Source organism: Hymenobacter daeguensis (assembly GCF_054780555.1).
In genome coordinates this window covers 260,858-281,205 of sequence record NZ_BAAGWC010000002.1, presented here as the reverse complement: position 1 = coordinate 281,205, position 20,348 = coordinate 260,858, and the positions used below count along the sequence as shown (strand labels likewise).

Sequence of the window (20,348 nt, the reverse complement as noted above, 5' to 3'; positions counted from 1 at the left end):
AAAGCCCGCCCCTACTCCACCACCACGTTATCGATGAGGCGCACGCCGCCCAGGTGCGCGGCCAAGCACAGCACCACGGCCCGGCCGGGCACGTAGGCGGCCAGCGGCTGCAGGGTCCGGGCATCGGCCACTTCAAAGTATTCGGGCGTCAGCTGCGGCTCGGCGGCCAACGCAGCGCTGGCCTCGGCCTGCACCCGGGCGGGCGCTACGCCCTGCCGCACCTTATCGGCGGCGGCGGCCAGCACCTGGTGCAGCAGCGGGGCCACGGCGCGGGCTTCGGCATCGAGCCGGCGGTTGCGCGAGGACATGGCCAGGCCGTCGGCTTCGCGAATGGTGGGCCGGGCCACAATTTCCAGGTCGAACGACAGGTCGGCCACCAGCTGCCGCACCACGGCCACCTGCTGCCAGTCCTTTTGCCCGAAATAGGCCCGGTGCGGCCGCGCCATGTGAAACAGCTTGCTCACCACCGTGGCCACGCCGTTGAAATGACCGGGCCGGTGCGCGCCCTCCATCACCCGCTCCAAATCGCCAAAGTCGAAGCGCAGCACGGTGGGCTGCGGGTACATCTCTTCTACCGAGGGCTCAAACAGCACCGTGCAGCCGGCCGGGCCCAGCAGGGCCGCGTCGGCCTCCGGCACGCGCGGGTAGAGCCGGAAGTCCTCGGCGTTGTTGAACTGCGTGGGGTTGACGAAAATGCTCACGATGACTTCGTCGCACTCGGCCCGGGCAGCCTGCACCAGCTGGAGGTGGCCGGCGTGCAACGCGCCCATGGTGGGCACCAGGCCCACGCGCTTGCCGGTTTGCCGCGCCTTTTCGGTATAGGCTTGCAACTCAGCGGCGGTAGTTAGTATCTGCATGGCAAAGGAAGGCCTTTGGGACGGCCTCCGGCGGGGTGTATATTGATTTTCCGCTCAAAATTGTTTAATTTTGTGCACCCATAGCATGGCCTTGTCCCATTCTCTTCAATAATTCCTTTATGTCGAAGCTACGAATCCTTTACGCGGCCACCGAAATTGACCCATTTCTGCAGACCACGAAAGTGGCTGAAATGCTCCGGCGCCTACCCGCCAGCATGCAGGAGATGGGCTGCGAAATTCGCATTTTCGTGCCTCGTTTCGGCATTATCAACGAACGCAAGAACCGGCTGCACGAAGTAGTGCGCCTGTCGGGCATCAACATTGCGGTGGGCGACGACGAGAAGCCGCTGGTCATCAAAGTGGCTTCCATTCCGACCGCCAAGCTGCAGGTTTACTTTATCGATAACGAAGACTATTTCCACCGCAAGTCGGCTTTGGTCGACAAAAATGATAAGTTTTATGCAGACAACGACGAGCGCGCCATCTTTTTTTGCAAAGGTGTGCTCGAAACGGTAAAAAAACTGGGTTGGTCGCCCAACATCGTGCACTGCTCGGACTGGATGACCGGTCTGATTCCGCTGTACCTGAAAACCACCTACAAGAAAGACCCGGTGTTCAAGGACGCCAAATCGGTGTTCTCGATTTACAACAACGAGTTCAACGATAAATTTGAGGGCAACATTCTGGAGAAAGCCAAAATGCTCGACATCGACGACGCCATGCTGGCTTCGCTGAAAACGGCAGACTTCAGCGGCTTCATCAAAATGGGCATGGAGTATGCTGACACCGTGGTGCGGTCCGACGAGGACTTCAGCGAAAACATGAACGGCATGTTTCACGAATACGCCCTCCACAACAAGCTCAGCCAGGTGGCTACCGACGAAAACCTGCACTCTTCTTACCTAGCGCTCTACAATGAATTGGCTAACTAGCCGCAGTGCTCCTCTGGTGGCGTTGGTCGCCCTAGCTCTCACGGCCTGCGACACGGGCACGGCCCTGAATGTGGACCTGCCCGACACCTCATCGGTGAACACACAATACCAGGACCTGCCCCTGAGCGTATCGACCGTGCGGCTGGCCCCGGTGCAATCCCTGAAAACGGACCACTTCCTGGTGGGCCGCCTCAACGACAATCTCGCGGGCACGACCACGGCCAATGCCTACCTCAACGTGCTGGATGCCGGGACCGTAACGGCCGTGGGCGGCAGCGTGACCGACTCGCTGCCGTCGAGCGTTACCAGCTTCACCACGCCGGCCATTCTGGACTCGGTGGTGATGGTGATGGGGTTTGACCAGGTGTATGGCAGCAGTAGCACGCCGGCGCGGTTCGACGTGTACCCGCTCACCGCGCCGCTCGATGAGCGGCAGCTGTATGACACCAGCACGCCGCAGCCGCTGGGCCCGGTTTCCACGGCCATTGGCACCAACCTGGTGAGCCGCCTCAACCGTACGCAGCAAGTAATAGTGACGGCAGCCGTGGCTGCTACGGCCACCACGGCCGCCACGCCCGCTGTCACGTCCACCGCTTCCGACCCCACGGTGCGCCTGGTGGTGCGGCGGCAGGGGGTGCCGGCCAGCCCGGGACAGCCCGCTATTTCGGATATTCCGTCGGCGTTTATCGATGGGCTTTTCGCCCGCATCAGCCAGCCCGGCTTCAATCAGACAACGCTGAACAGCCTGCTGAAGGGCCTTGCCATTCTGCCCAGCACCAGCCACAACTCCTCCATTGTGGCGTTTAGCCGGGGCCTGCGCCAGCGCATGCTGTTCTACTACCATTTCGATGCCAGCGGTACGCTGGCCCGGCAGCGCTTTACGTACTCCATCTACTTTGGGCCCACATTCAGCAGCCTGAGCTTGTCGGCCAGCAACGACCCGCGCTATTACACCCAGATAACCACCGACCTGCCGCCCAACCTGCAGGTGCTCAACAGCCGCAGCGGCATGGTCAATCCGTCGGTGCTCAACGGCCTGAGCTATGCCCAGGAGGGCACGGGCCTGGCCACGCGGGTTTCCTTCACGGGCCTGGCCGACCTTATTGCGGCAGCCACGGCCGGCGGCCTGACCATTAACCGCGCCGAGCTGCGGGTGCCGGTGAAGCCCTACACCAACGCCCTGTTCCCGAATCCTAACGCCTTGTATGCGTCGGAGGTGGACGCCAACAACAACGTTCTGCAGCGGATAGTGAATTTTATTCCGACCGACCGGGTAGTGCAGGCCGATGGAGCCGACCCGCAGGGCGTGGGTTCCTACGCCACCGGCAGCCTCGTCGATGTTACCACCACCCAGGCCTACTACAGCGTGCCTGTGACCAGCTACCTGCAGGCCTACCTCTACAACAAGCTGGGCGGCAACCCGGATGCGCTGGTGCTGGCCCCCAACATCCGGGCTTCGAGCACCCTGACCCTGAACCGTGCTGCGCTTGATGCGGCCAATATTAAGCTGCGCGTCTATTATTCTAAACGCTAGTAAATTAGCCCGCTTCTCCGTCCTGATGGCGTAGGAGCGGGCTAGTGTTTTTCTTTTTTCCCAGAACTTAATTCTTTCTGCCATGTGCGGCATTGTTGCTTACCTGGGCCATCGTGAGGCCTGCCCCATCATTCTCAAAGGCCTGCACCGGCTCGAATACCGCGGCTACGACTCCGCGGGCGTGGCCCTGCTCAACGGCGACCTCACCGTCTATAAAAAGAAAGGCAAGGTCAGTGACCTTGAAGCATTTATCTCCCAGAAAAACACCCACGCCAACGTGGGCATGGGCCACACCCGCTGGGCTACCCACGGCGAGCCCAACGACGAGAATGCCCACCCGCACTACTCCACGTCGGAGCGCATTGCCATCATCCACAACGGCATTATTGAGAACTACGCGGCGCTGAAAAAGCACCTGCAGCTGCAAGGCCACGTTTTTCATTCCGACACGGACACGGAGGTTTTCGTGAACCTGATTGAGGAAATTCAGAAGCAAAACGCCTGCACGCTGGAAGAGGCCGTGCGTCTGGCCCTGCACGAAGTGGTGGGCGCTTACGCCATTGTGGTGCTGAGCAAGGATGCCCCCAACCAGCTCATTGCGGCCCGCAAAGGCTCGCCGATGGTGATTGGTATTGGCGAAGGCGAGTTTTTCATTGCCTCCGATGCCACGCCCATCATTGAGTACACCAACGAAGTGGTGTATGTGAACGACTACGAAATTGCGGTTATCCGCGACGGGCAGCTCGAAATCCGCAGCAAGGAAGACGTGAGCCAGACGCCTTATATCCAGAAGCTGGAAATGGAGCTCGACTCCATCGAGAAAGGAGGCTACGAGCATTTCATGCTGAAGGAGATTTTTGAGCAGCCCCGCTCCATCCTCGACTCCATGCGTGGCCGCCTGGAACTGGAAGCCGGCCACCTGAACATGGGCGGCATCCGGGCCTACGAGCAGAAATTCGTGAATGCCCAGCGCATCATCATCGTGGCCTGTGGCACCTCGTGGCACGCCGGCCTGGTAGCCGAGTACCTGATTGAGGACCTGGCCCGCATTCCGGTGGAAGTGGAGTACGCTTCGGAATTCCGCTACCGCAATCCGATTATCACGGAGCGCGACATCGTGATTGCGATTTCGCAGAGCGGGGAAACGGCCGATACGCTGGCCGCCATCGAGCTGGCCAAGAGCAAGGGCGCTACCATCTTCGGCGTGTGCAACGTGGTGGGCAGCAGCATTGCCCGCGCCACTGATGCCGGCGCCTACACCCACGCCGGACCCGAAATCGGGGTGGCTTCGACCAAAGCTTTCACGGCCCAGGTAACGGTGCTGACGCTGCTGGCCATGATTATGGGCCAGAAGCGCGGCACCATCACCGACACCAAGCTGCGCGAGCTGATGGTGGAGCTGGAGACGATTCCGGCCAAGGTGACCAAGGCGCTGGAGCTGGACACAGAAATCCGCGCCATTGCCGAAATCTTCAAGGATGCGACCAACTTCCTGTACCTGGGCCGGGGCTACAACTTCCCCGTGGCCCTGGAAGGCGCACTCAAGCTCAAGGAAATCAGCTACATTCATGCCGAGGGCTACCCGGCCGCCGAGATGAAGCACGGCCCCATCGCCCTGATTGACGAGAACATGCCGATGGTGGTGATTGCCACCCGCGACAGCTCATACGAAAAGGTGGTGAGCAACATTCAGGAGGTGAAGGCCCGCAAGGGGCGCATCATCGCCATTGTGAGCGAGGGCGATACCGTGATTCCGCCCATGGCTGAGTTTGTGATTGAGGTGCCCCACACCAGCGAAATCCTGATGCCGCTGGTGTCGGTGGTGCCGCTGCAATTGCTGAGCTACCACATTGCCGTGCTGCGCGGCTGCAACGTGGACCAGCCCCGCAACCTGGCCAAGTCGGTGACGGTGGAATAAGTCCGCCGGCAAGATGAGGACTGTTGGTAAGTACGTCATTCAGCCTTTTTGATGAGCCGACTTACCCGCTTTGCTCTCCAGATTATTCAACGCCACCAAAACCTGCTGATTACCGTCGGCTTGCTTTTGGTGGCGTTGCCGTTTGTGGCGCTGTCCTTTTTCAACCATCCGGCGCTCGATGACCTGCTTGATGCAGTCACGGTGAAGCAGCTGGGCTTTTGGGCGGCGCAAAAGTATTTTTACCTTGGCCACACCGGCCGCTACACCACCACAGTGCTGCTGGCCCTGGCCAACCCACTGGTTTACACGCACCTGGAAACCCACTGGTGGCCGGTCGCGCTGGGCTTTATGCTGGGCACGCTGCTGGTGCTCAGGCTGGGCCTGGGCGCGCTGCTGCGGGTTTCGGGCGGGGCGGCCTGGCGCGGCGCGGGGCTGCTGCTGGGGCTGTGGCTGGCGTATGCGCCCGGCCAGGCCGAGGGACTGTACTGGTTTACCGGGGCCTACACGTACGTTGCCACCGCCTGGCTGCTTCTGCTATGGCCGGTGGCTTATGCACGGTACGTGGCCGCCCGGCCGCGCAACGGAGCCCGCCTCGGCTGGGCGGCCGGGATGGCCGGGCTGACGGTGGCCGTGGCGGGCACCACCGAGCCGGTGGCCTTGCCGTTTCTGCTGGCGCTGCTGGTGGGCGCGCTGCTCAGCTGGTGGCGCAGCCGAAGCCTGGGGCTGGCCGCACTGGCGGGGCTGGCGCTGCTGGGCTGCGTCGTTTCGTTTGCGGCCCCCGGCAATTTTGTGCGAATGAGCAGCATGGGCGAGTCGTTCGGGGTGATGAAAACGCTGCTTTACTCGGTGGCGACGGCGGCTTACCTGCTGCTGACGTGGGCCGGCAACCCGGTCCTCTTGGCGTTATCGGCCCTGCTGCTGCCCACGCTCATGCGGCTGGCCCGGCGGCGGGATGTCCTGCTCGTGCGCCTGCTGGGGCAGGTGCCCACCTGGGCGCTGGCCGTTTTTCTGAGTCTGCTGCTGGCGGCAGCCAACTGCCCGGCCTTCTACGCCAGTGGCACGGGGCTCCCCCTGCGGGCGCGCACTGCGCTCTACCTGCTTTTTGTGCCGGGCTGGTTTGGGCTGCTGCTGGGCTGGTGCAGCCGGCAGGGGCAGCCTTCGGCCGTGGCGGCGGCCCTGGCGGCGCAGCCCCTGCGGCTGGTGTGGGCCGGCGTGCTGGTCGTCTTCTTCTTTGCCGACTACAACGTGCAGACCCGCCGGCATTTGCTGGGCAGTGGCAGCAACAACGCCATCCGGGCCTACCAGCAGTGGCTGGGCGGCGAAGCGGCCCGCTACGATGCCGAGCTACGGGCGCGCTACCGCCGCCTGGCTACTGAGCGGCCCGTGGTGCGCATGCGTCCACTGCAAAACCGGCCCGAGCTGCTCTTCTGCTTCGACATTGGGGGCGTGCAGGATTCCGTCTTGCTGCGCGAGTACGCCGATTATTTCAACGCCCCCCCGCTCACGGTACCGCAACCTGGCCCGCAGGCCCCGAAGCCGCCCCGCATGTAAGCCCCGCGCCGTTACTTTGGGGCTTCAGCAACTATTCTCCCCGCCCACATGGCTCACCAGATTATTCTCACCGACCAGGCCCCCGCGCCCATTGGCCCCTACTCGCAAGCCGTGAAGGCCGGCAATACCGTGTACGTCTCGGGCCAGATACCGCTGGATGCGGCCGGCCAGCTGGTGCCCGGCGACGTGGCGGCCCAGACCCACCAGGTGCTCCGGAACCTGACGGCGGTGCTGGCCGCCGCCGGCCTCGCCCTCACGGACGTGGTGAAGTGCAGCATTTTTGTGAAAGACCTCGGCAACTTCGCGGTTATCAACCAGGTGTACGGCTCCTATTTCGACGAAGCCATTGCCCCGGCCCGCGAAACGGTGGAGGTAAGCCGCCTGCCGCGCGACGTGGAAGTGGAAATTTCCTGCGTGGCCGTGGGGGCATAATATCCGGGGCGGCGGGGCGTTGGCTTGAAAACCATTTGCTCATTTTCCCCGGATTTTATGAAAGAACTTGGACTCGGCCTGCTCATTATTGGGCTTATCTCGCTGGTGCTGCCGTTGATTAACCCCAACCTGCACTACGTTTTTCTCACCTGGATTGAGAACTGGGGCACCACCGTGGCCTGGATAATTCGGGGTGGCATCGCCCTGCTGGGGCTGGTGCTCTGGCTCGGCTTCCGGAACCGGGACTGACGACCAACCACCAGACTCGCCTTACCTTTGCAGCGCGCTCCGAGAACCGGGGCGCGCTTTTCATTTGCCATGACTGAGAGAGAAGTTCGGGTGCGCTTTGCGCCTTCGCCCACCGGCCCGCTGCACATTGGCGGCGTTCGCACGGCCCTATACAACTACCTGCTGGCCCGCAAGCTGGGCGGCAAAATGCTCCTGCGCATCGAGGACACCGACCAGAACCGCTTCGTGCCCGGCGCGGAGGAATACATTCTGGAAGCACTGGCCTGGATGGGCATCGTGATTGACGAAGGCCAGGGCGTGGGCGGCCCCCACGGCCCCTACAAGCAGAGCGAGCGCAAGCCCATGTACAAGCAGTACGCCGACCAGCTCATTGCCGACGGCCACGCCTACTACGCCTTCGACACGGCCGAGGAGCTGGATGCCATGCGCGCCCGCCTGCAGGCGGCCAAGGTGCCCAACCCGCAGTACAACTCCATCACCCGCGCCCAGATGCGCAACTCCCTCACCCTGCCCGAGGACGAGGTGAAGGCCCTGCTGGATGGCGGCGCACAGTACGTGATTCGGCTGAAAGTGCCCCGCAAAGAGGAAGTGCGCTTTCAGGACCTGATTCGTGGCTGGGTGGTGGTGCATTCGAGCGCCATCGACGACAAGGTGCTGATGAAGTCGGACGGCATGCCGACCTACCACCTGGCCAACATCGTGGACGACCACCTGATGGAAATCTCGCACGTCATCCGGGGCGAGGAATGGCTGCCGAGCGCGCCGCTGCACGTGCTGCTCTACCGCTACCTGGGCTGGGAGAAAACCATGCCCCAGTTTGCCCACCTGCCCCTGCTGCTGAAGCCCGACGGTACCGGCAAGCTGAGCAAGCGCGACGGCGACCGCCTGGGCTTCCCGGTGTTTCCGCTGGAATGGCATGGCACCGACGGCGATACCGGCGAGGCCACCGTGAGCCGCGGCTACCGCGAAGAAGGCTACCTGCCCGAGGCCATGGTGAACTTCCTGGCCTTCCTGGGCTGGAACCCGGGCACTCAGCAGGAAATATTCTCGATGGACGAGCTGATTCAGGCCTTTTCGATTGAGCGCGTGAGCAAGTCGCCGGCCAAGTTCGACCAGAACAAGGTGAAGTGGTTCAACGAGCACTACCTGCGCGCCAAGTCCAATGCCGAGCTGGCCCCCTACCTGCTGGAGGCCCTGCACGAGCACGCCATCGTGTGCAGCCAGGAGAAAGCCGAGCAGATTGTGGGCGTGATGAAGGAGCGGGTTTCGTTCCCGAAAGACTTCTGGCAGGAGGCCAAATACTTCTTCCAGGCGCCCACGGAGTACGACGAGGCCGTCATCGGCAAGAAGTGGAACGCCCAGGTAGCTGCCGCCCTCACGGCCTACGCCGAAGCCCTGCCCGGCGCTCCCGAGGTTTCGGCCGAAGGCCTGAAAACCTTGTTCAACGACACCATGGCCGCCCAGGGCCTCAAGCCCGGCCAGGTGCTGCAGGCCCTGCGCGTGGCCGTGACCGGGGCCGCCGCCGGCCCCGACCTGTTCGAGACGCTCGTCATTCTGGGCGTGCCGGAAGTAGCCGAGCGCCTGCGCACGGCCGTGGCCACGCTGCCCGCCGCGTAGGAAAGCCCCGCGAGCACCAGCCAAAAGCAAACCAGGCTTCGGCCAGAGTGTGCAGTCAGCCAGACTGCCGCCCTCTGGCCGAAGCCTGGTTTGCTTTTGGCTGGTTCGGGAGAATTTGGCCAGCGCCACTGCCGCCGGCTGGTACCGGTGACCGGCGCTGTGCCAATCATAAATACGCTCGGATAGCTGGTAAGCTAGTATCTTTCTCCCGCTATATGCCGGAATTTCCGACTTTTGCCCGCCTTTCTCCTCCCCCTCTTTGACTGCAATTCGCCTTCTGTTCTCATCGTGCTTAACCAGATGGTGTAGGTGGGGGCTAGCGGTGCTCCTGCTGCTGATGGGCAACGGCCGCCAGCTGGCGGCGGCCCCGCTGCCACCCGCTGCCAAAAACAGGCTGATGCCGAGCCCGTTTCGGCGCATCGACAGCGTGCGGGCGCTTCTGCAGGCGCACCCCCGGCCCGACAGCATGCGGGTAGTGCTGCTCACCAGGCTGGCCAATGAGATAGCGGCACAGGATGCCCGCGCCGCCGGCCCCACGCGCCGCGAAGCCCTGCGTCTGGCCCGCCGGATTTCGCGCGGCGACCTGCTGGCCGAGACGCTGCTCGACGTGGCCGACTACCATATCTCGCTGGCCGAGTACGCCGCGGCGAAGCCCTGGCTGCGCCAGGCCAACGCCGAGTTTACGCGCCTGCACGACCCGGGCGGGCAGATGCGCTGCCTGGGCCGGCTGGGCCGGATTGCCGACCAGCAGGGCCGCTACGCCGTGGCCCTGGCTTATTTTTTTCAGGCCATGGCCATCAGCTCGACCGGCGACGAGCGCCGCTTCCACACCAGCCTGCAGATTGAGGCAGGCAGCATTTATACCCGGTTGGGCGAGTACCTGCTGGCCCGTGCCCACCTGCTGGCGGCCCAGCAGGTGGCCCGCCACTACGACTATCCCGACCGCCTCAACCTCATTTACGGCGAGCTGGGCGAGCTGAGTCGCCGCCAGGGCCACTGGCCCGAAGCCCGGCGCTACTACGCCCAGAGCCGCGCCGTGAGCCAGCAGCTGGGCGATGCCCCCGACGTGCTGCGCATGGACCTGAACCTGGCCGAAATGAGCGAGCAATTGGGCGAATGTGCTGCCGCGCAGGCCGCCGCCTACGGCATTCTGCACAAGGCCGGCGCGGCCAATCTGCTGCTGCTCCAGCCCCGCGTTCTGAGTTTGCTGGCCCGCGCCAGCCTGCACGCCGGCCGGCCCGATAGCGCCATCTGGTACGGCACCCAGGCCCTGCGCCTGGGCCAGCAAAACCATTCGCAGGAAGACATCAAAGCCGCCAGTGCGGTATTGGCCCAGGCCTACGCCCGGCGCCACAACTACCCGCAGGCCTACGCAGCGCAGCAGCGCTACACGGAGGTGGCCGACAGCCTGGGCGGTACCGAGATGAGCCGGCGCACCACGGCCCTGCAGCTCAGCTACGAGCGCCGCCAGCAGCGGGCGCAGCTCAAGCTGCTGAACCAGCAGCGGGAATTGGAGCGCTTGCGCCAGCAGCAGCGCCAAACCCTGCTCGCGGGCCTGCTGCTGCTGCTGCTGCTGGCAGGCGCGGCCCTGCTCTGGCGCTACCGCCAGCGCCAGCGCCTGCGCGAAACCGAGCTGCGCAACCGCCTGGCCGCCGACCTGCACGACGACGTGGGCAGCCTGCTCAGTCAGATTTCGCTGCAAAGCAGCCTGCTGCAGGAAGGCCTGGCCGACCCCGCCGGGCAACGCCGCCAGCTGGGCCAGATTTCGGAAGCCAGCCGCTCGGCCGTGCGCCAGCTCAACGACGTGGTGTGGAGCCTCGATGCCCACAACGACCACCTGCCCGACCTGCTCGACCGCATACGCGACTACGCCTTCGATGTGCTGGGCGCGGCAGGCCTGGGCGTCGAATTTGATTTTCCGGCCGAGCTGCCCGCCCAGCGCCTGCCGGTGCTGCTGCGCCGCAACCTCTACCTCATTTTCAAGGAAAGCCTGCACAACGCCGTGAAACATGCCACCGGCGCCACCCTGGTGCTGGTGCGCGTGCGCCTGGAGCCGGGCTCCACCACGCACATATCCTTGGAAATCAAAGACAACGGGCAAAATGCAGCACCAAGGGAGCCCGCAGGCCATACGCGCCGCTCGGGCCACGGCCTGCGCAATATTCAGCTGCGGGCCCAGGCGCTGCACGGGGCCGCAACCAGCGGCGCCGACGGGCAGGGCTTCCGGGTATGCGTGGTGGTGCCGCTGCCTTCGGGCTGGAAAGCGTTCGGGCGCAGCAGTCCGGCCGCCTGAACCGGCCCCGCATCAATATGCGATGCCGCTGCATACCCGGGCCCGGTAACTTTGCGGCATGAAAATTCGCCTGGCCATTGTCGAAGACCAGCCCGCCATTCGGGAGGCGCTCCATACGTACCTGTGCGCGCAGCCGGAGTTTGAGTGCGTGGCGGTGGCCGGCTCGGTTGAAGAATTGCTGGAAGCCCTGGCGGCAGGAGCGCCCCTGCCCCGGCTGGTGCTTTCCGACATTGGCCTGCCCGGCGCTACCGGCATTGAGGGCATCGGGCTGCTGCGGGAAGTGGCTCCGCAGGCCGAGGTGGTGCTCATCACGGTGTATCAGGATGCCGACCGCACGTTTCAGGCGCTGTGCGCGGGCGCGGTGGGCTACCTGGTCAAAAGCACGCCGCTGCCCGACATCAAGCAGGCGCTGCTTGATGTGCTGGCCGGCGGCTCGCCCATGTCGCCGGCCATTGCCCGGCACGTGATGCGCTATTTCCGACCGGCTGCGCCCAGCGCCGCCCTCACCCCGCGCGAGCAGCAGATAGTGGAAGCCCTGGAGCAGGGCCTGAGCTACAAGCTGGTGGCCGACCGCCTGGGCATCAGCCTCAACACGGTGCGCGCCTACATCCGCACGGTGTACGACAAGCTGCAAATCAACTCCAAGGCCGAGCTGCTGGCCCGGAGCCGGCACAGCTAAAACCCTATTCAATATTGAGATATTCCTAGCATCAATATGCGATACCGCCGCCTGTGGGCAGGCGTGACCTTTGTAAAGCATAAATCGGGCTGTTCCGGTTTTTGAAACTTACAAGCTGCTTGGAAAAATTCTCTACTCTCTTCGCATCAGCGGTGCGCCTGAGCGGCCGCATGGGCCGCAGCATGGGCGGGCTTCTGCTGCTACTGCTATTGGGCCCGGGCCCGATAGCCCGGGCTGCCAATCCGGTACTACTCATTCAGGGCACGCGGGGTCCCAGTGGCGGGACGGACGTAACGGCTTTCGTTGACCAGATTGAAATCGTGCAGGTATCGACCGGGGCCGTGGTGCCGGGCGCGGTGGCCAATCCCGGCTTCGAAACCTTCGGTGCGCTGGGCAATGGCAACTACGGCTATACCCCGGCCGGCGCTGCCTGGACGTTCAACGCCCGGTCGGGCATTGCGCTGAACGGCAGCAACTTTGGAGCCCCTAACGCGCCCCAGGGCTCGGCGGTAGCCTTTGTGCAAAGCGATGCCAGCATCAACGGCCTGCTCCAGCAAACCCTGACACTGGGCACCGGCACCTATTATGTGCGCTTTCAGGTGGCCCAGCGCAACTGCTGCAGCACCAACGACCAGGGCCTGACCGTGTTGGTGGCCGGCAATGTTGTTGGCTCCGTGCAACCTGTTAATAACGGCACGTTTACTTCCTACAGCTCTGGCACTTTCACCGTGGATGCGCCGGCGGTGAGCAGCTTCACGCCCACGCGCAACGCGCTGGCAGCGGCCCTGGCCACCAATGTGGCCGTGAGCTTTTCGCAAAACATCGACAACGCCACGGCCAGCAACATTAAGGTATTCTCGGCCCAGGCCGGGGGCAGAAAGGCGGGCACGTACGGCACCAGCGGCGCCACGGTCACCTTCGACCCCACGGCCAACTTCAAGCCGGGCGAAACGGTGTTTGCCTCGATTCCGACGGCCGTGGCCAGCACAGGCGGTGCGTCCACGACCAACAAGCAGGTGTACCAGTTCACGGCGGCGGCCGGCGGCACGGGCCGGGGCAACTTCCTGCCCGGCTCCGACCTCACTAACGCGAATGGAGTAGAGGTACTTGCCGCCGACTTCAACGGCGACGGCATTCTGGACCTGGCCGACACCGGCGGCGGCCTGGAAGTGCGCTTCGGCACGGGCACCGGCACGTATGGCGCGGCCACCGCCTATGCCAGCGCCGGGGGGTATTTCTCACTCACGGCCGGCGACCTCGACGGCGATGGTGACATTGACCTGGTGGTGCCTCGCAACGGTGGCACTATTGCCGTGATGCAGAACAACGGCGCCGGCGTATTCACGGCCCTGACAGCGGCAGCCAGCAACGGCGGCGACCCGCGCAAAGCAGCCCTGGGCGACATCGATGCCGACGGCGACCTCGACATGCTGGTGCCCATCTCGGGTGGCGGCGGGGCCGTGGGTGTTTATTTTAACAATGGCAGCGGCGGCTTTTCGGCCCCGGCCTCCTACACCGGTTCGGCCAATTCGACCTACGTGGTGCTGGGCGATGTGGACCGCGACGGCGACCTCGATTACGCCGTGGCCGACTACAACAACGCCCGCGTGGTGGTGCGCCTCAACAACGGCAGCGGCAGCTTCTCGGGCGGCTCGAACGTGGCGGTGGGCGGCGGCCCCAACGGCTTGGCGCTGGCCGATGTGAACGGCGACAGTGCCCTCGACATCGTGACGGCCAACGAGGGCACAGCCGCGTTGTCGGTGAGCCTGAACGGCAACACCGGCACGGGCAGCTTTAATGCCACCAGTTCCTTCGCAGTCCCCGCTATTTGCTCGGGTCTGGCCGTGGGCGACGTGGATGCCGACGGCGACCTCGACCTGGTGGCCGGCAGCCGGGGCGCTACCGGCTTCTACCTGCTGCTGAATAATGGCGCGGGCAGCTTCGGCAGTGCCGGCAGCATTGCCGCTACCACGGGTTTCTTCTACCTCGCCCTGGCCGACCTCGACAACGACAACGACTTGGACCTGGCCGGCGCGGCCATCAACGGCAGCGCCGTATCGGTGCGCCTGAATCAGCAGTTGGCGCCTACCATCAACAGTTTTTCGCCCACGTCGGCGGGCGCGGGCGTGCCTGTTACGCTCACCGGCACGAACCTGACCGGGGCCACGGCCCTCACCATCAACAGCGCGGCGGCTACCATTCTCACCAACACGGGCACCAGCCTCACCTTCCGGGTGCCGGCCGGGGCTACGGCCACAGGTACCAGCAGCGTGACCACGCCCGGCGGCACGGCCAGCAGCACGGCCTTCACCTTCCTGCCGGCCCCGGGCAACGCCCTGGCATTCGATGGCAGCGACGACTACGTGACGGGCACCATGGCGGCCCTGCCGCAGGGCAACACGGCCCGCACCCTGGAAGCCTGGGTGCTGACCACCGCCACCGGCGGCGTCATTTTCAACTACGGCACGGCCAGCAGCAACCAGCGCTCGGGGGTGCTGGTCAGCGGGGCGGGCCACCTGTACTACGTGGGCGAGTTCAACGACCAGGAAGGCAACATCATCATCAACGATGGCAAGTGGCACCACGTGGCCGCCACCTACAACGGCTCGCTGCTGAGCCTGTTCGTGGACGGTGTGCTGGATGTGAGCAGCACGCGGAGCGCCTTCAGCACTACTGGCACGACCTGGCGCCTGGGCAGCCGCATTCTGACCGGCACCGCGCTGGGCGAGCAGTTCAACGGCCGCATCGACGAGATGCGCGTGTACAGCGCGGCCCTGACGGCGGCCCAGGTGCAGGCCGATATGCGGAGCACCAGTCCGGCCCTGCCGGGCAGCCTGGTGGCGTATTTCAGCTTCGACGAAGGCACGCCCGGCGGCAACAACACCGGCCTGACTACTCTTTACGACCAGAGCAGCAGCCTCTACACGGGCACGCTCACCAACTACACCAGCCCGGGCCTGACCAGTGGCAACACCACCAGCAACTGGGTGGAAAGCTACGCCCTGGTGGTACCCACCGCCACGGCCGCCACGGCTTTGACTGCGAACGGCTTCACCGCCAACTGGACCGCCCCAGTCGTGGGCACCGTCGACAACGGCTACCGCCTCGATGTGGCCACCAATGCCACCTTCACCGCCGGCCTCACCACCTACACGGTGGCCAGCGGCCTGAGCCAGGCCGTGACCGGCCTCACTGCCAGCACCACCTACTACTACCGCGTGCGGGCCGATAAAACGTCGGTGACCGGCCAGGGTGCATACTCCAATGCCATTGCGGTGGCCACCTGTGCCCTGCCCGTGGCCATTGCCCAGAGCGTGACCGTGGCCCTGAACGGCAGTGGCACCGCTGCTGCTACTGCGGCGGCCGTAAACAACGGCAGCACCGCCAACTGCGGGCCGGCCGCTGCCGGAAGCCTGAGCCTGTCGCCCAGCAGCTTCAGCTGCACCGACGTGGCGCCGGCCAACGTGGCCAGGTCGTTGTCCTTCAATGGGGCCGGTCAATACGTGGCCATTCCAACAAGCTCAACCGTGCCGGTGGGCAACAGCAGCTACACCATCGAGGCCTGGATTAAGCCGACTGCCATGGGCGACTACGGCATCATTGGCTGGGGCAACTATGGTACGACCAACCAGGTCAACGCCCTGCGCCTGTATAACTCGGGCCTGATTAACTACTGGTGGGCCAATGACATCATTATTTCCACGCCCAGCCTGGCCGGGGCCTGGCACCACGTCGCCGCTACCTTCAACGGCACCACCCGCACGCTCTACCTCGATGGGGTGGCCATCGGGACCGATACGCCCACCGGCCACGCCGTGCCCACGGCCAGCAACCTGCGCATCGGCTCAACCAACAACAGCGAGTATTTCCCCGGCAGCATCGACGAAGTGCGCGTGTGGAGCGTGGCCCGCACGGCGGCGCAAATCAACGCCGCCAAGGGCGCGGGCCTGCCCGGCAGCACGGCCGGGCTGGTGGCCTACTACCGCCTCAACGAAGGCAGCGGCCTGACCGCCGCCGATGCCACCGGCACCGCCGCCAACCTCGGCACCCTCACCAACGGCCCCACCTGGACCACCGACGCCCCCGCCGTGACCACCGGCGTGCCCGTGACCCTGACCGTGACCGATGCCACCGGCAACACCAGCACGGCCACGGCCCTGGTGACCGTGCAGGACAACCTGGCCCCCACCGCCGTGGCCCAGCCCGTGAGCCTGCCGCTGACCATCAACAGCACGGCTACCCTTACGGCCAGCGCCCTCAACAATGGCAGCAGCGACAACTGCAGCCCGCTCACGTTCGGCGTCCAGAAAGTGGTGAGCGGCGTGGTGGGCGAAGGCGGCAGCCTGACGCTGACGGCCCCGGCCGGCATGGTCTTCACGGCCATTACCTTCGCCAGCTACGGCACGCCCATCAACAACGGCAATGGCACCTACTCCATCAACAGCGGCTGCCATTCCACCATCAGCCAGTCGCAGGCCGCTGCTTATCTGCTGGGCCAGAACTCGGCTACCATTCCGGCTGCCAATGGCGTGTTTGGCGACCCCTGCGGCGGAACGGTGAAGACCCTGGTCGTGCAGGCGGTGTACGGTTCGCCGCTGGCGCAGGCCACCTATGCCTGCGCCGAAACGGGCACCCGCCTGGCCCTTCTGAGCGTGACCGATGCCAGCGGCAACACCAGCACCCAGGTAGCTACCGTGACCGTGACCGTGCCCGCCACGCCCACCACCACCTGGAGCGGTGCCAGCAGCACCGACTGGGCCGACTGCGCCAACTGGAGCTACGGCAAAGTGCCCGATGCCACGACCAGCGTCGTCATCCCAACCGGCCAGCCCCGCTACCCCGCTCTGACGACCGGCAACACCTACGCCGTCCTCGACCTAACGGTGAACACCGGCGGCAGCCTCACGCTGGCCAACGGCGCCACGCTGCAGGTGAGCGGCAATTTTGCCGGCAACGGCACGGCCACCCTCTCGGGCACCGTGGCCTTCGTGGGCAGCGCCGCTACCCAGGCGCTGGGCGGCAGCACCTCCACGCCGTTCACCACGCTGGTGGTGAACAAGGCCAGCGGCACCGTGCAGCTTGGCCAGATACTGACCATCAACTCGGGCCTGGCCCTGACCAGCGGCACCCTCACCACCGGCAGCTACCAGGTAAACCTGGGCGGCTCGGCCAGCATCAGCGAAACCGAAACCAGCTACGTCATCGGCACCGTGGCCGTGAACCGCACCCTGACGGCCGGCGCGGCCCAGGGCTTCAGCGGCCTGGGCCTGACGCTGACCCCGGCCGCGGGCTCTGTTTCGCCGGGCGCTACGCTGGTGGTCCGCACCACGGGCACGGCCCTCAGTGGCGCAGGCACCAGCCAGAGCGTGAAGCGCTACTTCGACATCCGCCCCACCGTGAACACCGGCCTGAACGTGACCATGGACTTCGGCTATTTCACCCACGAGCTCAACGGCATTCCGACGGCCAACCTGACTTTGTTTAAGTCGGTGACCACCACGGCTGGCCCCTGGGCCAACCTGCGCCCCACCGCCACAGGCGCAAACGTGGTGACCCGGGCCGGCATCAGCGATTTCTCCCTCTGGACGCTGGGCAACTCCACCAACCCGCTGCCCGTGGAGCTCACCGCCTTCACGGCCACGGCCGACGGCCCGGCCGCCGTGCGCCTGGCCTGGACCACCGCCAGCGAGAAAAACAGCGCCCGGTTCGAGGTCGAGCGCAGCCTGAGCGGCACCGCCTTCGAGCGCATCGGCACGGTGGCCGGCCAGGGCACCAAAGCCTCGGCCACCGACTATGCCCTGCTCGACGGCAAGCTGCCCGCCAGCGCCGCCACGCTCTACTATCGCCTCAAACAGTTCGACCTTGACGGCACGGCCACCTACTCGCCGGTACGCACCGTAGCTTTCGCGGCCACGACCATGCCCCAGCTTCGGGCCTACCCCAGCCCGGCCCACGCCACGGTGCGGGTGCTGCTGCTGGGCCCGGCTACCAGTGCCCCGCTGCAGGTATATGATGCGCTGGGCCGCGTGGTGTACGCGCAGGGCGCACCGGCCATCGGCACCGAAACCGTGCTGCCCCTGGCCGGCCTGCCCACCGGCGTGTACGTGCTCCGCTGCGGCTCGCTCGCACAGCGCTTCACCCTGGAGTAGGCATCGGGTATCATTTTTGCTCCCGAAAGAGGCTGGCCATGGGCCAGCCTCTTTTTTTGTGCATCTGGCCGGCCACCCGTCCGGGCCGTTTCGCGTAAAAGCTGCAACATCCCCTTCGCCCACCTCCCCCATCATGGCCAAGAAACCCGTCAAGCCCAAGAAAGCCGCCGCCGACCCCAACAAAAAAGCCCGCGTCCACAAGGAGCTGGAAGGCTTCGAGATTGGGGTCAATCCGCTGGGCGAAATCACTTCCAACTACAGCATCGAGCAGATAAACCAGTTTCTGGGGCGCCACGTGCGCGATAAAAAGCTGGTGGACCGCGCCGGCCAGTTTGGCGAGAAGCCCGCCCCCGGCGAAAGCGAGGACGAGGCCTTTCCCATCGAAGACGGCCACCACGAGGCCGAGCCCGAGGAATCGGACGAGGACTTCATCAAGCGCACCAGCCGCGAGGCCAAGCGCAAAAAAACCGTGGACGACCCCGAAAAGGAAGCCGCCGAAACCCGCAGCGAGCTGCCGGCCGACGAGTAGCCCCCGCCTCCGCCATCGAGCTTTCCCGGCTCCGGTGCTACAGCGTGCTGGTGGTGCCCGTGCGCAGGCCTTTCTCGAAGCTTTCCACCTTCAGCAGCTGGCCGTCGGCGTAGGTTTCGACGCGGCTGCGCTTGCCTTTTTCAAAGGTTTCCACCTGCGTCAGCTTGCCGGCCTCGTAGGTTTCGGTGCGGGTAAGGTTGCCGTCGTCGTAGGTCTGCACGCTGGTAATCTGGCCGTTCGCATCGTAGCTCGTCCACGGGCCATACCAGTAGAAGCGAGGGTTCTGGCCCTTGCCCGTCACCCATTGGGCAGTGCCCTTGCGGGCCACCTGGCCGCCGGGGTGCCAGTACGTCACACCGCACAGGCCGGCGCGCTGGTACTGCTCGGTGCGGTCGAGCTGGCCGGTGGGGGCGTAGTAGCTGAAAGTTCGCACCGGCCGGCCGTGCTTGTAGCGCCCGGCCGTGAAGGGCTGTTGGTTTTTCTCGTCGTAATAAGTGCGCCAGCGGCCGGTTTCCAGCCCGTGCCGGTCGAAGCGGTTGGGCTTCCAGAAGCCATGGGGGCCGTAGTGGCGCGAGCCCGCGCACGAGCTCATCAGCACGGCACTGCTCAGCAGGAGAAAGAGGCAGGAAAGACGCATACGCCGAGAACGTTGGGTTTAACTATAAAGTTAGTTTGAAATACCGGGCTAACGCGGTTTCCGGGAAATATTGCGCCGGCATCCGCAAAGCTTTTTCCGGCGTCGGCCCGAATATGGCGGCGGCACTATCTTTGGCCACCTCAACCGCTTTCTTCCCTTTCTCCCTCTTTCCGGCCATGAACTCGCACGACGTTGACTTCCGCATCCTGGGCTCCGACATTCAGGTGCTCGAAATTGAGCTCGACCCCAACGAAACCGTCATTGCCGAAGCCGGCGCGATGGTGTACATGGACGAGGGCATTGCCTTCGAAACCAAGATGGGCGACGGCTCCGAGCCCGACCAGGGCCTGATGGGCAAGCTGTTCTCGGCCGGCACGCGCCTGATTACGGGCGAGTCGCTGTTTCTCACGCACTTCACCCACCGGGGTGGCTACGGCAAAAGCCGCGTGGCCTTCTCCGCGCCGTATCCCGGCACCATCATTCCCCTCGATTTACGCGAGCTGCCCGCCGGCCTCATCGTGCAGAAAGACGGTTTTCTGGCCGCCGCCCGGGGCACCAAAATCAGCCTGCACTTCAACCAGAAATTCGGAGCCGGCCTTTTTGGCGGCGAAGGCTTTATCCTGCAAAAGCTTACCGGCGACGGCAAAGCCTTCGTGCACGCCGGCGGCACCATCATCGAAAAGCGCCTCAACAATGAGCTGCTGCGCGTGGACACCGGCTGCGTGGTGGCCTTCGAGCCGGGCATCGATTTCAGCGTGGCCCGCGCCGGCGGTCTTAAGTCGATGATATTCGGCGGCGAGGGCCTGCTGCTGGCCACGCTGCGCGGCACCGGCCGCGTCTGGATTCAGTCCATGCCCGTCAAGAAGCTCATTCGGGCGCTGGCACCGGGTGGCGGCAACGCCCAGAAGGAAAGCGGCGGCGTGCTCAGCGGCATCCTGGGCGGCATTCTGGACGAATAAGCCCGCGGCGGC

Annotated in this window: 14 protein-coding genes; 12 read left to right on the top strand and 2 right to left on the bottom strand. The window is 64.8% G+C overall.

Features of this window, described 5'->3' with window-relative positions; translation table 11 throughout:
• Positions 1-11: 11 nt before the first annotated feature.
• Positions 12-857, bottom strand: a complete 846-nt coding sequence (gene panC, locus ACYVHT_RS04810; protein WP_460548535.1) for a 4-phosphopantoate--beta-alanine ligase — start codon at positions 855-857, stop codon at positions 12-14.
• Between the two features lie 119 nt (positions 858-976).
• On the opposite strand from panC, the gene ACYVHT_RS04805 reads away from it, so the two are divergent.
• The 11 genes from ACYVHT_RS04805 to ACYVHT_RS04755 all read left to right on the top strand — a co-directional run bounded on the left by ACYVHT_RS04805 (position 977) and on the right by ACYVHT_RS04755 (position 18,740).
• On the top strand, positions 977-1,789 hold the full coding sequence (locus ACYVHT_RS04805) for a glycogen/starch synthase (RefSeq protein ID WP_460548533.1): 813 nt from the start codon (positions 977-979) through the stop codon (positions 1,787-1,789).
• Positions 1,773-3,323 (top strand): DUF4270 family protein, encoded by a 1,551-nt coding sequence (locus ACYVHT_RS04800; protein WP_460548531.1) that lies wholly within the window; start codon positions 1,773-1,775, stop codon positions 3,321-3,323. The genes ACYVHT_RS04805 and ACYVHT_RS04800 overlap by 17 nt, the downstream gene beginning before the upstream one ends.
• A gap of 82 nt (positions 3,324-3,405) precedes the next feature.
• Positions 3,406-5,241, top strand: coding sequence for a glutamine--fructose-6-phosphate aminotransferase (gene glmS, locus ACYVHT_RS04795; protein WP_460548530.1), 1,836 nt, complete (start codon positions 3,406-3,408; stop codon positions 5,239-5,241).
• 51 nt (positions 5,242-5,292) lie between these two features.
• Entirely contained in the window at positions 5,293-6,792 is a 1,500-nt protein-coding gene (locus tag ACYVHT_RS04790; RefSeq protein WP_460548528.1) for a DUF6056 family protein, read from the top strand.
• 48 nt (positions 6,793-6,840) lie between these two features.
• The gene (locus tag ACYVHT_RS04785; protein ID WP_460548526.1) at positions 6,841-7,224 is read left to right on the top strand and encodes a RidA family protein; all 384 of its coding nucleotides are present in this window, start codon (positions 6,841-6,843) and stop codon (positions 7,222-7,224) included.
• A 57-nt stretch (positions 7,225-7,281) separates the two neighbouring features.
• Positions 7,282-7,473 (top strand): hypothetical protein, encoded by a 192-nt coding sequence (locus ACYVHT_RS04780; RefSeq protein ID WP_460548523.1) that lies wholly within the window; start codon positions 7,282-7,284, stop codon positions 7,471-7,473.
• A 69-nt stretch (positions 7,474-7,542) separates the two neighbouring features.
• On the top strand, positions 7,543-9,090 hold the full coding sequence (gene gltX / locus ACYVHT_RS04775) for a glutamate--tRNA ligase (protein WP_460548521.1): 1,548 nt from the start codon (positions 7,543-7,545) through the stop codon (positions 9,088-9,090).
• 322 nt (positions 9,091-9,412) lie between these two features.
• Complete coding sequence (locus ACYVHT_RS04770; RefSeq protein ID WP_460548519.1) at positions 9,413-11,383, top strand: histidine kinase; 1,971 nt, start codon at positions 9,413-9,415, stop codon at positions 11,381-11,383.
• 58 nt (positions 11,384-11,441) lie between these two features.
• Complete coding sequence (locus ACYVHT_RS04765) at positions 11,442-12,062, top strand: response regulator (RefSeq protein ID WP_460548516.1); 621 nt, start codon at positions 11,442-11,444, stop codon at positions 12,060-12,062.
• 119 nt (positions 12,063-12,181) lie between these two features.
• A complete protein-coding gene (locus ACYVHT_RS04760) occupies positions 12,182-18,211 on the top strand; it encodes a LamG-like jellyroll fold domain-containing protein (RefSeq protein ID WP_460548514.1) in 6,030 nt (2,009 codons plus the stop codon).
• 133 nt (positions 18,212-18,344) lie between these two features.
• Complete coding sequence (locus ACYVHT_RS04755; RefSeq protein ID WP_460548511.1) at positions 18,345-18,740, top strand: hypothetical protein; 396 nt, start codon at positions 18,345-18,347, stop codon at positions 18,738-18,740.
• Positions 18,741-18,777: 37 nt separating this feature from the next.
• On the opposite strand, the gene ACYVHT_RS04750 is transcribed toward ACYVHT_RS04755, so the two are convergent.
• On the bottom strand, positions 18,778-19,377 hold the full coding sequence (locus ACYVHT_RS04750; RefSeq protein ID WP_460548508.1) for a toxin-antitoxin system YwqK family antitoxin: 600 nt from the start codon (positions 19,375-19,377) through the stop codon (positions 18,778-18,780).
• A gap of 176 nt (positions 19,378-19,553) precedes the next feature.
• On the opposite strand from ACYVHT_RS04750, the gene ACYVHT_RS04745 reads away from it, so the two are divergent.
• A complete protein-coding gene (locus tag ACYVHT_RS04745; protein ID WP_460548506.1) occupies positions 19,554-20,336 on the top strand; it encodes an AIM24 family protein in 783 nt (260 codons plus the stop codon).
• The last annotated feature ends 12 nt before the right edge of the window (positions 20,337-20,348 follow it).

Bases quoted from the DNA above. Each gene is read 5' to 3' on its own strand.
- panC (WP_460548535.1), bottom strand. From the start codon at position 857: ATGCAGATACTAACTACCGCCGCTGAGTTGCAAGCCTATACCGAAAAG.
- ACYVHT_RS04805 (WP_460548533.1), top strand. From the start codon at position 977: ATGTCGAAGCTACGAATCCTTTACGCGGCCACCGAAATTGACCCATTT.
- ACYVHT_RS04800 (WP_460548531.1), top strand. From the start codon at position 1,773: ATGAATTGGCTAACTAGCCGCAGTGCTCCTCTGGTGGCGTTGGTCGCC.
- glmS (WP_460548530.1), top strand. From the start codon at position 3,406: ATGTGCGGCATTGTTGCTTACCTGGGCCATCGTGAGGCCTGCCCCATC.
- ACYVHT_RS04790 (WP_460548528.1), top strand. From the start codon at position 5,293: ATGAGCCGACTTACCCGCTTTGCTCTCCAGATTATTCAACGCCACCAA.
- ACYVHT_RS04785 (WP_460548526.1), top strand. From the start codon at position 6,841: ATGGCTCACCAGATTATTCTCACCGACCAGGCCCCCGCGCCCATTGGC.
- ACYVHT_RS04780 (WP_460548523.1), top strand. From the start codon at position 7,282: ATGAAAGAACTTGGACTCGGCCTGCTCATTATTGGGCTTATCTCGCTG.
- gltX (WP_460548521.1), top strand. From the start codon at position 7,543: ATGACTGAGAGAGAAGTTCGGGTGCGCTTTGCGCCTTCGCCCACCGGC.
- ACYVHT_RS04765 (WP_460548516.1), top strand. From the start codon at position 11,442: ATGAAAATTCGCCTGGCCATTGTCGAAGACCAGCCCGCCATTCGGGAG.
- ACYVHT_RS04755 (WP_460548511.1), top strand. From the start codon at position 18,345: ATGGCCAAGAAACCCGTCAAGCCCAAGAAAGCCGCCGCCGACCCCAAC.
- ACYVHT_RS04750 (WP_460548508.1), bottom strand. From the start codon at position 19,377: ATGCGTCTTTCCTGCCTCTTTCTCCTGCTGAGCAGTGCCGTGCTGATG.
- ACYVHT_RS04745 (WP_460548506.1), top strand. From the start codon at position 19,554: ATGAACTCGCACGACGTTGACTTCCGCATCCTGGGCTCCGACATTCAG.